8 protein-coding genes are annotated in these 14,387 nt (G+C 45.6%); all 8 read right to left on the bottom strand.

Going from position 1 to position 14,387, the window contains the following annotated elements; translation table 11 throughout:
- Positions 1-435 precede the first annotated feature (435 nt).
- Positions 436-1,719, bottom strand: a complete 1,284-nt coding sequence (gene ectB / locus MHB71_RS29015) for a diaminobutyrate--2-oxoglutarate transaminase (protein ID WP_017692123.1) — start codon at positions 1,717-1,719, stop codon at positions 436-438.
- A 1,303-nt stretch (positions 1,720-3,022) separates the two neighbouring features.
- Positions 3,023-4,855: a glutamine--fructose-6-phosphate transaminase (isomerizing) gene (gene glmS / locus MHB71_RS29010; RefSeq protein ID WP_036668148.1), complete on the bottom strand. Its 1,833-nt coding sequence runs from the start codon at positions 4,853-4,855 to the stop codon at positions 3,023-3,025.
- Positions 4,856-5,555: 700 nt separating this feature from the next.
- The gene (gene glmM, locus MHB71_RS29005; RefSeq protein ID WP_017692121.1) at positions 5,556-6,896 is read right to left on the bottom strand and encodes a phosphoglucosamine mutase; all 1,341 of its coding nucleotides are present in this window, start codon (positions 6,894-6,896) and stop codon (positions 5,556-5,558) included.
- Between the two features lie 73 nt (positions 6,897-6,969).
- Positions 6,970-8,463 carry a CdaR family protein gene (locus tag MHB71_RS29000; RefSeq protein ID WP_076328833.1) on the bottom strand — a complete coding sequence of 498 codons (1,494 nt, stop codon included), beginning with the start codon at positions 8,461-8,463 and terminating at the stop codon, positions 6,970-6,972.
- Positions 8,456-9,292, bottom strand: coding sequence for a diadenylate cyclase CdaA (gene cdaA, locus MHB71_RS28995; RefSeq protein WP_017692119.1), 837 nt, complete (start codon positions 9,290-9,292; stop codon positions 8,456-8,458). Before cdaA ends, MHB71_RS29000 begins: the two co-directional genes overlap by 8 nt.
- 314 nt (positions 9,293-9,606) lie before the next feature.
- Positions 9,607-10,221: a zf-HC2 domain-containing protein gene (locus MHB71_RS28990; RefSeq protein ID WP_036614042.1), complete on the bottom strand. Its 615-nt coding sequence runs from the start codon at positions 10,219-10,221 to the stop codon at positions 9,607-9,609.
- A 136-nt stretch (positions 10,222-10,357) separates the two neighbouring features.
- Positions 10,358-10,924: an RNA polymerase sigma factor SigW gene (gene sigW / locus MHB71_RS28985; protein WP_036614044.1), complete on the bottom strand. Its 567-nt coding sequence runs from the start codon at positions 10,922-10,924 to the stop codon at positions 10,358-10,360.
- A gap of 260 nt (positions 10,925-11,184) precedes the next feature.
- Positions 11,185-13,977 (bottom strand): phosphoenolpyruvate carboxylase, encoded by a 2,793-nt coding sequence (ppc, locus tag MHB71_RS28980; RefSeq protein ID WP_036668150.1) that lies wholly within the window; start codon positions 13,975-13,977, stop codon positions 11,185-11,187.
- Between the last annotated feature and the right edge of the window lie 410 nt (positions 13,978-14,387).

The following is a 14,387-nucleotide window of genomic DNA, read 5'->3' as shown; positions in this document are numbered from 1 at the left end:
GATAGACGACAAGGAATGTTCCTCCTGTCGATGTAAGGCTTGCCGCAGGGTTCCGGCCGACCAGCAGGAAGTCGACCGTACCTCCTGATTTGGCACCCGAGCTGCCTTTGACGAAGCCTATGTTTAAGGGGTATTGATACACTCTATGTACGATTTGATTATTCCCCCACAGCCCTGGTGTGGATAAGTAAAGATTCGGCTGCGGGGTAGTGAGCTTTTCCTGACGATTAAATTTAACGAGGGTACTGCATAAGGCTCAAAGAATGTTCCGTATGGCACGAACGGGACTGCGCTTGGATTGCCGGAGAATTCCATGCTGATTGACGTTACCGCAGGTAGCATGAGGTGAAAGCGCTACCTTAACATCAAGTCCGCACGCCCTCCGGAAGGCACTTTCGTGCCTCTTGCCGGGGGCGACCATCGGCTTGGCCAAGCTTAGGTCGTTACTAGTAAATCCTTGGTCTCCTGAGAGATCACCTGCTGCATACTGGACTTGATAATGTCGCAGCCGGCGGCCAGATGCTCCATCGAGACGGTCAGCGGAGGCATGATCTTCAGCACACAATCTCCTCTGCCGGCTCTTTCAATGATGAGCCCGTTCTCGAAGCTGATATCCGTCACCCGCTTCGCCCCGGCTTCATCCATGAACCCCGAGACGTCAATGCCCCAGATCAGGCCGAGTCCGCGGATGGCGATGGACGGATGCAGAGGCTTAATTTCTTGATCAAGGAACGAGCGCACATATTCTTCCTTCTGCTTCACCTGAGCTTCCAGTTCGGTTCTGTCCCGGAACTCGAGAGCAGCCTTCGCGGCCACAAAAGCCAGCTGGTTGCCGCGGAAGGTGCCGTTGTGCTCGCCCGGCGTCCAGATATCCAGTTCGGGCTTCAGCAGCAGGAGGGACATTGGCAGGCCGTACCCGCTGATCGACTTCGACAGGGTAATGAGATCCGGCTCGATCCCCGCACGTTCGAAGGAGAAGAATTCGCCTGTCCGGCCGCATCCTACTTGAATCTCGTCTGTAATGAGCAGAATATCGTGCCTGCGGCAAATCTGCTGTAGCTCACGTAGCCACTGCGCATCGACAACGTGAATTCCGCCTTCGGCTTGTACCGTTTCAAGCAGAATCGCGGCCGGCTTGTCGATTCCGGAGTGCGAATCAGTCAGGATATTCTCGATATAACCGAGCGTATCCATTTCTGCGAAAGCCCCGCTCGGGTGCGGCATGAACGTAACTCCGTCCAGAGGAAGCCCCGCCCCTTCTCTCATGGACTTGGAGCTTGTCGCCGACAGACTGCCGAGCGACATGCCGTGGAAGCCACCCATGAATGCGAATATTCCACTTCTCTTCTTCGCCTTGCGTGCGAGCTTCAGGGCCGCTTCCACCGCATTCGTCCCTGTTGGACCGCAGAATTGAAGCTTGTAATTCAGCTTCTTCGGCTCCAGGATCCGCTCGGAGAAGCTCTGGATGAATTCACGCTTGGCCATTGTATACATATCCAGACCGTGCATAATCCGGTCGGAGGTCAAGTAATCGAGAACCCGGTCTTTAATATAATCGTTGTTATGGCCGTAATTGAGTGCCCCGGCACCTGCAAAGAAATCAATATATGCTCTTCCGTCCTCAGAATATAAAAGGTCTCCCTTGGCCCGGTCGAATACCACCGGAAAGCTTCTGCAGTAAGATCTTACGTTGGATTCCAGCTTTTCAAAAATGCTCACTCGCTTCATCCTCCATCGGAATTGGGATAAGGTTGGCTCTATCTTTCCGAACCTTCCTTTCTAAACCTTCTGACGTCATGGAGCAACATATTCTAGGCTGTCATTTTCCACAATTGTTGGTCCCCACATGCCGGCTTGTTGGTAAGCCAGTATACTGGTCTCTCGCACACAGCTTGGATGGGTATAAAAAACCCTACAATTCCATTTATTAGAATAATAGGGAATAAGACCTAGGTTGAATTATATCAAAATTTACAAGAATGTATAGTGAAATTTTTGTTAAATATAGTCATTATATTGTTAAATTTGGTTCATAAAACATTATGTGTTAACATTTTTCGTTAAAAATAGTGAATGGAGAAGAAACGTTGGGCATGATTTGACATCAATCAAGGAATTCGACGAGTGTTGACATTTAGTCACTTAACAGGTAAATTTGGTACATATTCCCTTTAAATATTCTTTGTCGGTGTTCCGATTCCTTGCACTTTGTAATTTTTAACTTGATTACCTGACCAATTTCTGAAAGCCTGGCTGGAAACTGGCCATAGCGTCCGCACGGATGGTAGCCGACATCGTTTTGTATCACGTCTTCTTCTCTACGCCTCTGTTAGAGTAAAGGGGAAATATATTCTGTTCCTCCTTGTCAAACCGTACGTGAGGTTTTCCCTTATACGCTTTCCGATGTCCTTCACTCATTTACATGCAGATTACAATCGCGTTCTGAGTCCGAATTGAACGGTCAATAATTTTACTTCGCGTAATAAGCTTCTTCATCGAGCGCATTGTTGCTTCTTGGCATACCATTTTGTGAGTTGCTGAAAGATGTACCCGTCACGTTCAGTCATCTTCCTTTACCATTCAAATGATCTTTTATGACCGATCCGCATCCTTCTTGGGATATATTTGCACTTACGAATTGCGAATGTTAATGATTCTCTTTAAGTAGTTGATTACATTCGTGCACGAAGAATATTTCAAATGTGAGAATTACAAAAGGTACTCTTCCTAAGGTGCTCTATAATTTGATGGATTTTCATCCAATGAATGATCGCAATTTACAATGCACAAACACAAATAAGGTGGTTCTAATATTTAGAACCACCCTCCTGAAACATCAAAAAAGTCCTGATGACTTAGAGTCATCAGGACCATTATTTTGTTTATACTGTATTAGTTTACTGAATCTTTTGATCAACCCGTTGTCCATATCATCGGACAATAGTTCGTGTAGTTCCATACTTTTGTTAATGGTTCTACACTTATTTATCATTGGACAATAAACTAATTTGTACAGAATACCTTACTCAACCGTTACACTTTTCGCCAGGTTACGTGGTTTATCTACATCATGACCCAGTGCCAGGGAAGCATAGTATGCCAGCAATTGCAGCGCAACTACAGACAAAGCAGGGCTAAGCAGTGGCAGCGTCTTAGGAATCGCAAACGCTTGGTCCACGGATTTCAGCAATGGTGCTACGTGCTCTTCATACGTAATTGCCAATACATCTGCACCACGTGCTTTTACTTCCTTAATGTTGCTCACTGTTTTCTCAAGTACGTTCTCCTGCGTTGCCAGGGCAATAACAGGGATACCATCTTCGATCAATGCAAGCGTACCATGTTTCAACTCACCCGCAGCATACGCCTCGGAGTGAATATAAGAGATCTCTTTCAGCTTCAAAGATCCTTCTTGAGCTACTGCATAGTCAAGACCACGGCCAATGAAGAAGAGATGTTCATGTTTGGAGATTTGCTCTGCATATCCTTTGATTGCTTCCGCTTGCTCCAACATGGATTCCACTTGCTCAGGCAATGCTTGCATTGCTGCCAGCGTGTGTTCAATCTCTTCTGCAGATTGAGTACCACGAACTTGTGCAAGGTACAGACCAAGCAAGTTAAACGCGATCAATTGCGAAGTATACGCTTTGGTAGAAGCTACTGCAATTTCAGGACCTGCCAATGTTGCGATAACATCATCTGCATCACGTGCAATGGAGCTACCCACTACGTTTGTGATTGCCAGTACATGTGCACCATTGGATTGTGCTTCACGCAATGCAGCAAGCGTATCGGCAGTTTCACCGGATTGGCTCACTACGATTACAAGTGTATCTTTGTGCACGATTGGGGAACGGTAGCGGTACTCGGAAGCCACATCTGTTTCAACCGGAATACGTACCAATTGCTCAATCACTGTACGTCCAACCAGGCCTGCATGGTACGCTGTACCACATGCAATGATTTGAACGTTACGGATATTTTTAATTTGTTCTTCAGTCATTTTCAACTCAGGAAGTTGAACTTTTTTGCCTTCATTATCGATGCGACCCAGCATAGTATCACGATATGCTTTTGGTTGCTCATGAATTTCTTTCAACATGAAGTGCTCAAATCCGCCTTTTTCTGCGGTTACAGCATCCCAATCGACACGAATCATTTCCCGAGAAATAAAGTTACCTTCAATCGTCATCAATTCGACAGCATCATGTGTCAATACAGCCATTTCACCATCATTCAGAATGTACACGTTACGTGTATGTTCCAGAATTGCCGGGATGTCGGAACCAATGAAGTTCTCGCCTTCACCAATACCAATAATCAATGGGCTTGCTTGACGCACAGCTACGAGTTTCTCAGGCTCATGCTCTGTCAATACACCCAGTGCAAATGCGCCACGCAACAACGTGATCACTTTTTGTACTGTTTTGACGATATCACCATTGTATTCACGTGCGATCAGGTGAGAGATAACCTCAGTATCTGTCTCGGAAGTGAACGTGTGACCTTGAGCCATCAATTCGTCCTTCAGATCCAGGTAGTTCTCAATAATACCGTTATGCACAACAGAGAATTTCTGGCTTCCATCTGTGTGTGGATGAGAGTTCTCATCCGATGGTTTACCATGAGTTGCCCAACGTGTGTGTCCGATTCCGGCATTACCTACCAGTGGTGCACCATCCAGCTTGGCTTCAAGGTTCGCAAGACGACCAAGAGCTTTCGTGATTTGCAGACCTTCCGGTGTGAATACTGCGATACCTGCAGAATCATAACCACGATACTCGAGTTTCTTCAATCCTTCAACCAATACCGACTGAGTGTTCTTATTACCAATATATCCAACAATACCGCACATAATTTATTTCCTCCGTTTGTATATGAATACTGTGTCACGAAGAGAAACAGGCAGAGGCGGCATATCGGAAAAATGAGTGATTGCCTAGCCTTTCATGAATACTTGGTACTTATTCAATTATCAATGATCAGAGCGACCTCGTGTCGCCCCGCTGTCATCATAAGCTGTAATGAATGCAATCATGAATGTACATCATTTTCCCGTCCGCGTACTGTTTACGCTCTTCACGCACATTCATTTAAATTTTAGTTTAACTCTTGCACCTGCACCGGCGCGTTGTGTGGACAGTCACCTATCCATTTTCTGCAATCCGGTTTACGGCTCTGGTGCTTCACCGGGAGGTCCCCGCCGAACAATCCGAACACCTCCACCTCGTCAGCTTGATTGCCGTTGATCTTAATCAGCGTTCTTCAACCTAGAAGAAATCCTGATCAACATCATCCCGCGCAACTCCAAGCTCTGGCGCTTGTATAACTGTAACCTTACGTTCCTCACTTTCTGTGTCTGAATGACGACTCCACTCATTATATGCACGTCAGGTCCATTTTGCAATGGAGCAAAGTACCTGTGACAATTTTAGCATATTTACCTACAATCCCGACCGGATAAACGGACCTATGGTCTCATCAGGCCGGGATGCAGGAATATCCATTCATAAGTCCTAAATCATGTTATATTAAGCCTCTTACATCTTCCAGTCCTATACCAGTTCTTTTTGCACTACATCTGCGATTTGAGACACAAATTGTTCAAGTTCGTCTTTATCTGGTCCTTCCGCCATAACACGGATCAGAGATTCAGTACCTGAAGCACGAACGAGTACACGTCCATTATCCCCGAGTTGTTGTTCTACTGTAGCAATAGCTTGCTCGATTGCAGCATTGCCCTCGTATTTGCTCTTATCTTCAACACGCACATTCACCAATACTTGTGGGTACTGGGTCATTAGCGCTTTTAGTTCACTCAGTTTTTTACCGGAAGCCTTGAGCGTATCCACGAGTTGAATCGCAGTCAGCATACCGTCTCCAGTTGTATTGTAATCCAGGAAAATAACATGGCCAGATTGTTCTCCACCCAAGTTGTAACCGCCGCGACGCATTTCCTCCATCACATAACGATCACCTACTGCCGTTTTAGCTGTTTTCAGTGCAAGTTTCTCTGTTGCTTTGTAGAATCCGATGTTACTCATAACGGTCGATACAACAGTACTGTCCTTCAACTTGCCTGCACGATTCATCGCATCACCACAGATACACAGAATGAAGTCTCCATCCACCTCAGCGCCTGTCTCATCAATAGCAATCAGACGATCCGCATCCCCGTCAAAAGCAAGACCCAGATCTGCTTTATGTTTGAGCACTTCTTGTTTCAGGTTCTCTGGATGAGTTGATCCACATTGCTCATTAATATTCAGGCCGTTAGGCTCAGCGCCAATGGCAATGACTTCTGCACCTAGTTCACTGAACAATTTTGGTGCCAGTTCATAAGCTGCTCCGTTTGCACAGTCCAAAACAATTTTAAGTCCAGAGAACGATTCATTTACAGTCGTTTTCAGGAAATCAAGGTAACGATAACGGGATTCTTCATCTGTCGTTACAGTACCCAGCCCGCCACCAACTGGCCGTGGCAATTGATCTGTCTCCGCATCCATCAGTTCTTCAATCCGGTTCTCTGTTTCATCAGACAGCTTGAAGCCATCTCCACCAAAGAACTTGATTCCGTTATCCTCAACTGGATTGTGGGAAGCCGAGATCATCACGCCCGCGTCAGCTTTCAACAAACGTGCAATATACGCCACTCCCGGAGTGGATACAACGCCCAGACGGATCACATCAGCGCCAATGGACAACAGACCTGCAACCAGTGCGGATTCCAACATCAATCCCGAGATACGAGTATCCATGCCGATAACCACTTTTGGTCTTTCCACACCACCTGCAAGCACGTAACCACCACAACGTCCAATGCTGTAAGCCAGCTCTGCCGTTAACTCTTTATTGGCAACCCCTCTTACACCATCTGTACCAAAATATTTCCCCATGATTTAACTCCTTCTATTCGCATCATATACGAGCACTATTATTATTTTTTTGAGAATTTTAAAATTAGAACGTTTACGGATTCGCGCCACTTTTACTGCCAGTACCGCTGTTATTATTATTTAAATTACCTCGACTGCTTGTGCTCCCCTGTTGACCCTGATCCTGAGTATCCGTATTCGATTCCGTTTCTTCTTCATCAGGAACAGGCTCTGTTTCCCCATTTTCAACCTCTGCTGGTGTTGGGTCAGGTGCTACCGTTCCCTCGTCCGTCGGTTCTTCGCCAGGAGTGGTCGTGGTGTCTTCAGCCTTTTCGCTAATTTTGACCGTCGCACTCAATGCAGTGGATGATTCATCCAGTTTGGCATAACGGGGCAGGTCGGCTTCAAGCTTGATCTCATGCGTTCCGACCGCAAGTCCAGCAAGATCCCCGGTTAACGTGAGATCATCACTACTCAGACCCTCAAGCATACTTGCTGAGCCTGTAAGTGTGAGGTTCAGACCGCCGCTTCGAGGCGTAACCAGCGTCCCTTCCAGTCCATTCCCCGCACCGGTAAGTGTGATGGGGACGTTCGGAAAGACTTTGGTTGTCTCCTCTGCCTCGTCAAATGGTGATATGGTTACCTTGATCTGAATCGAACTAGGCTCGATTTTCTCAAAACCGGAAGGCGGCGTCAAGTCCACGTTAACTGTCGATGTACCCGACTGATCAAACTGTGTAAGATCAAGGGTTACTTGGTCGTAGGACTGTATACCTGCAAGCGCATCCTCTGATCCATAAACCGAGACTTCTTTCACGTTTGGCTCTACCGTGGAGAGTACCAGGCCTTCCGGAAGCTGTCCCGAATATTTGATTCTTAAGGGTACAGATGTATAGGGCTGATTGACCGGAACTCGGACTTCAACCGTTTGAGGCGTTATAATCGCATTTTCAAGGACCTTGCCTTCAGCATCGTATGCTTGAAGTTTCACTTTTTTCTGTATGACATCTTCCTTGGCATCTTTCACGCTCACACTGCCCTGGACCTTCGCTACAGCCTCGAGTTGCCCTTCGGGCAGAGTTACCTTAACCGGCGTCGAAGGTTCAGTTACGGGCGTTCCAGCGCTGTATCCGGCGGATGGTTCCCCTTCGGGTACAATATTCACATTGAAGGATTTGGTGCCCAATTTTTCTACGTTCACCGTAACCATGGAAGGTTCCATGCTGACCACTTCTACCCCGGAAGGCAAATCAGGTACAAGTGGCAGTGTATTGGACCCATCTTTCACCTGACTCAGATCGACCAGTACCTTGTAATCGTCATTCGTAAAAATCGATGTTAGCATCGAGCGCTGTCCTTTAATCTCCAGCCGGACCTCATCCGTACTTAATGAAGTGAGCACATAGCTGTTGCTGTCTAATCCATAAGGTTGAACAGGCACCGTACGTTCCACAACCTTGTTGGTTGTCCCTGTTGTAATCGTAGGGGTGGTTGGTACTTCATCCAGATGAATCATGAACCAGAGCAACAGGCTCACCGCAAGCGCAAGTATTTTGGCAAAGTTATTATTGTTAAACCACTTATCCATTGTTACGTCCTCCCTTCCGTTTCCAGAAGGTTGTCCAGCCATTCTTTTTCAGATTGGATGTAGGGCGCAACTCCTCATACAGTTTGGCAATCAGCGATTCTTCCTTAATATCACGAACGACCTGTCCATTCATTGCAAGTGACACTTGTCCAGTCTCCTCGGAGACAACCAAACAGATCGCATCTGCAACTTCGGTAATCCCGATTGCTGCACGGTGACGTGTTCCCAATTCCTTACTGATAAAAGGATTCTCTGATAATGGCAAATAACAAGCTGCCGCCGAAATCTGTTTTCCCTGTATAATAACGGCTCCATCATGGAGCGGTGTATTTGGAATAAAGATGTTAATCATCAGCTCCGAGCTGACCAGAGAGTGCATCTTAATGCCCGATTCCGTGTAATCGTTCAGACCTGTTTCACGTTCAAATACGACCAAAGCGCCAATTTTACGCCGTGACAAATAATTAACTGACTTAATAATCTCACCAATTAACACGGTTAGTTCTTCATCACTCGCTGCCGCTGAACGTCCAAACAGCTTACCGCGTCCCAATTGCTCCAGACCACGACGTAGTTCCGGCTGAAAGATAATGAAGACCGCAACGACACCAAACGTAAACATCTGGTTCATTAACCATTTGAGCGTATACAAGTTTAGCCACGTACTTAATGCCCAGATCAGCACAAGGAACAGAATCCCTTTTAGGAGCTGAACCGCACGTGTCCCCCGCACAAGCAAAATCAGTTTGTACATAATATAGGTAACGATCAATATATCGATAACGTCCTTAATGGACTCTGTCCACGTTAAGTCAGCAAAATAATTCATAAGCCAGCCCCCGCTATCCCCATTGATGAGTAAACCCTGATCTCATATTAACCCATTAGGATTTTATATAATCCTTTGTCTCCGCATTTTTGCATTATTTGATTTGTGCAAAATGCTTATCTATATGTAGTAGTATGTTCTCTTTAGTATCTAGGTTATAACGTTAACGTTCAGGTTGCAAGTTACGGCAGTCTCAAACTGCACATAAACATCACATTTACCATGAATTACAAAGTTTGCGTATAAAAAAAGAGTACCCCTGCAATCTGGAGGTACCCTGCTTGGTATATACCATTGAAGAATTTTACCCTGTTCTAGCGATAAGCCACTTCATTTACCATATTGGTTATTTTGTACCAGAACCAGTCCAGCGCCTGATCAATACTTTTCACCTGACCTGAAATATGCGCCGTTGAAGCCTGAAACAGTTGTCCGTCGATAACCGTCAGATTGCCGTTCACATCACCATATACTTGTGCGGTTCCATTTTCTATCGTAAGATCGCCAGCAATTGACTTACCTTCAGGAACAATAACCGTGTTACCCTGAATCACGATCTGGTCCAGATTATTTCCCTTAACAACCATTTCGTTATTCTGATTCCAGAAATTCAAGGCGCTAAAGAGCATCACGACCAAAAAGAAGGCTGCCGCCGTCAGCGCGGGATGTCCTTTGACCCATTTGAGCCATGCTTGCTGTCTCTTGGGCTGGGGCAGAGCATTCATAATTCGATTGGTCAGCTCATCAGAGGCAGACGGTGAATAGTGTTTCATGGCAAAGAGTAACATTTCCGTCTGTTCCAACTCTTTAAAGCGCATGCGACAATCCGGACAGATCACAAGGTGACTTTTCAGTTCAACCTTCTGGGCCGGGGACAACGACTCATCCAAACATTCATGCATTAAAGAGACGGCCGAGTTGCAATCCATATGAGAGCCAATCCTTTCTTAAATCACTTAGTCCATGTGCCATTAAAAAGCACGCATAAGACTTGCATACATTACATACGCATCCGTTTCGGATATGTTTCAAATAATTTCGCCCATATTTAAAGGCACTTAACATTTATAACTTATACTCCAATTTTTTACGTAGAAAATCACGGCCCCGATGAACGCGTGTCTTGATCGTTGTTACGGGCATACCTGTCACATCACTGATTTCCTGTAGCGACAAGTCCTGTAAATATCTCAGAATCATAACGGACTTATACTTGGCTGGCAAACTGTCAATGGCCTCACGAATGAGTGTCTGCGTTTCTGACAGGAGCGCTTCACTCTCCGGTGTACGATCATCACTCGGGAGCATCGCATAACCATCAGATCCTTCCTGATCATTCAGTTCAGCATCCAATGAGTATGAAGGTTTCTTTCTGCGCAGTCGGTCAATACACAGATTCGTTGCGATCCGGTAGATCCAGGTTGAGAACTTCTGGTTCGGATCGTACTTCTCCATATTACGAAACACACGCAAAAACGTCTCCTGCACAACGTCTTCAGCTTCATGACGATTGTTCAGCATCCGGTATGCCAAATGAAATAGCTTGTCCTTATATAGTTCAACGATTTCTGCAAAGGCTCTCTGGTCGCCCTTGAGCACCAGTTTAATAAGCCTATTCTCCAAATTGTCCACCCTTATTCCCCCAGACATGCTGATGGGTCTTCCGTCTTCTGATACCCGTCCACACTTGTAATTCACCAATCAAATCGTAAATCAACTTTGGTCAAAAATCAAGACTGTATGACAAATATCCGCCAAAAACAGTAAAAACGGGAACTCCCGCAGGAGTCCCGTTTCATCTCTTACTCCGTAGAGCAGAGAATAGAGCTTTTTAGTTAACAAAGTAATGGGTACTTTGTTACATATAATCATCATTCACAACAAATTGATAATCAACCTGTATTACGAAGTCCTGCAGCGATTCCATTGATTGTCAGCAACACTTCTCTAAGCAGTTCCGTATCATCCTCACCACGTTCACGCATATCTCTGAGCTCGCTCAGAAGTTGAACCTGCATGTAGGATAACGGATCCACATAAGGGTTACGAAGGCGGATGGATTCTTGAATAACCGGTACATCATCCAGAATTTCAGCTTCTCCGGTAATTTTCAGAATCAGCTCTTTTGTGAGCTTGAATTCGGCTTCAATCTGACCGTAGATGCGATCACGGGCTTCCTTGTTCGAAGTCATGGCTGAATATTCTTTGGCAATGACCAAATCAGCCTTGGCTACGGCCATCTGTACCGTATCAATTAATGTACGGAAGAATGGGAAGCTTGCATACATTTCTTTCAGGACAACCAGATTTTCCTCTTTATCCTGATAGTAACTTTGCAATCCTGTTCCTGCCGCATACCATGCCGGAAGCAGATAACGACTTTGAGTCCAGGCGAATACCCAAGGGATCGCTCTCAGATCTTCAAACTTATCGCTATTTTTACGCTTGGATGGACGAGAACCAATATTCAGCTCACCAACCTCCGGAAGCGGCGTTGATTCTTTGAAGAAGGTGAAGAAGTCTGGATCACGGAAAATCAGATCCTGATATTTCGTCAGAGATACTTCCGAAATCTCTTTGATGATGCTGTCCCAATGACGTTCGGATGCTGACTCTTGCGGCTCAAGCCCATTAAGTGCTGCTGTGATTAGAGCCGAAGTTGCCTGCTCCAGACTGCGGTATGCAATCCCCTGAAGGGAATAACGGGAAGAAATAACCTCTCCCTGCTCCGTAATCTTAATGCCCCCACCAATCGTATGTGGTGGTTGAGCAAGAATACTGCGGTTGAGTGGCATGCCGCCACGTCCAAGAGCCCCGCCACGTCCATGGAAGAACTTCAGCTTAACGCCGTGTTCATTACCTACAGCCGTGATGGCATTCATTGCTACACGCAATTCCCAGTTGGCTGTAACCACGCCGCCATCCTTGTTACTGTCTGAATAACCAAGCATGATTTCATGCAGTTCATTCCGTCCTTTTACGCTTGCGCGGTATACAGGAAGGTTGAACAGCTTCTGCATAATGTCCGAAGCCGCATGTAGATCATCAATCGTTTCAAACAGCGGTACCGCTTGAAGTGTAGATACAACGTCACCGTTGTGACCTTTGGTGAATAAGCCCACTTCCTTGGCAAATACCATAACCTCCAGCAAATCACTTGCGCCCTGCGTCATACTGATCAGGTAACTTGTGATACAGCCGTTCCCAAATTCGTTCTGGGCACGTTTGATGGTACGGAAGACTTCCAGACACTCTTTGGTTCCCTCCGTGTATTGGTGATAAGGAGAAGTAAGCGGACGTGGATCATCCAGCAAACGAGCAAGCAGATCGATTTTACCGTCTTCAGTCAGACGCGCATAATCTTCTACAATGTTCATTTTCGCCAAAATCTCCGACATCGCATTTTCATGTTCCTTACTGTGCTGACGCACATCCAATGCTGCGGTATGGAAACCAAACAACTCGACTTGACGAATCATTTTGCGAATGGTCGTATCTGCTACGTAATCGGCAAAATGATGGCGCAGACTTCGATCAATAATCATCAGTTCATCAATCAAATCCTGTGCGCTATGATAACGGTCAGGCTGACCTAATTTGTTTTCATCCAGTACATTGTTCAGCTTGGCAATCATATAAGCCAATTTGATGCGGTATGGCTCTTTTTCATTCCGCCAGATATCCACTTTTTTCAATGTAACAGAATTACGATCCTGCTCAATCGACTGCACCAGCTCATCCGATACATGAATGATGTTTGTGCTGAAGCTGAGATGGCCCATAAGTTCAATCATAATCCGTTGGTATTCACGCAAAGCAAGCTTGCGTTGCATCAACAGTGTCTGCCATGTTACATCTGAAGTTACCGAAGGATTTCCATCCCGGTCTCCACCGATCCAGGAACCGAACCGCAAATACGTCGGCACATGCCAGTCATGGTCAGGATAAAATTTGTTCAGGCAGCGTTCCAGCTCCTGATATACATCCGGAAGTACGTGGAACAACGTTTCATGAAAGTAATACATCCCGTTCCGCACTTCATCGAGTACAGTCGGTTTGCGGTCGCGAAGTTCATCTGTCTGCCAGAGTGTAATAACCTCATTCAGCAGCTTCTCACGCAACTGTTCACGTTCACGCAACGTCAGCGTAGGATTATCAAGTGACATGACATCTTCGGATATCCGTTTATGGATGTCCAGAATAACCCGGCGCATAGCTTCGGTTGGGTGAGCTGTCATAACGAGTTCCAACGACAAATCGTCGAGAATCTCTTCCACCTCTGTATGAGACAGTCCACGTTCCTTAAGATCCTGTACTGCTTTCTCAATCGATCCTGGCTGCACAGCGTCCCCAGCAGAACGTTCATAATCCCGTTTACGCCGGATCCGATGGTTTTGTTCAGCAATATTAACTAATTGAAAATAAATAGCGAAAGCCCGAATAACCTGGTGACGATTGTCCGAGTCTAATTCCTGGATCATCGTTTTGAACTCTGCATAGAGTTCTGGCAGAAATTCTGCACGTAACGATTTGCTCGTTTCCCGAATCTTCTCAACGATATCTAGAAGCTCCGTGCCGCCTTGATGGACAAGAACTTCTCCGAGTATATTGCCCAGGAACCGCACGTCTCGCCGAAGCAGGTTGTTGGATTGGCTTTTGCTGGCGGTTACCATAGTTTCAGTCATGCTTATCCTCCCATCTGATCGTTCCATTCGTACACGTAAATTTGACACCTTCATAACATCATACAATAAAATGGTACGAAAATCTTTATTTTTCTACTAGAAAAAATGGGGATTATCCCCGATTTACAGCACAAAAACACGCTTTTTTATTCATTTTCTTGTTCTGCTTCAATTAATGGTCATATACTGTCGCATGATACCTTTTTCACGTACTTTAGATAAATCAAAAGTCTCATACCTATTCTTAAAAACTCATAAATATACAGTTCTTTTAGATATGATCCGATGTACCTGATATTAAGGTTAAACCGCATAATTTCATTGTTTGAGAACAGATGATATACAAAGAAACATGACCGGCAAAGCAAGCTTTTGTATACTTTACCACAGTGACGCAATAAATTAAAGAT

Source organism: Paenibacillus sp. FSL H7-0940 (genome assembly GCF_037979415.1).
Classification (GTDB): domain Bacteria; phylum Bacillota; class Bacilli; order Paenibacillales; family Paenibacillaceae; genus Paenibacillus; species Paenibacillus amylolyticus.
Note: the sequence above shows the minus strand (reverse complement) of the source record. Positions and strands in the feature narration are given on the sequence as shown.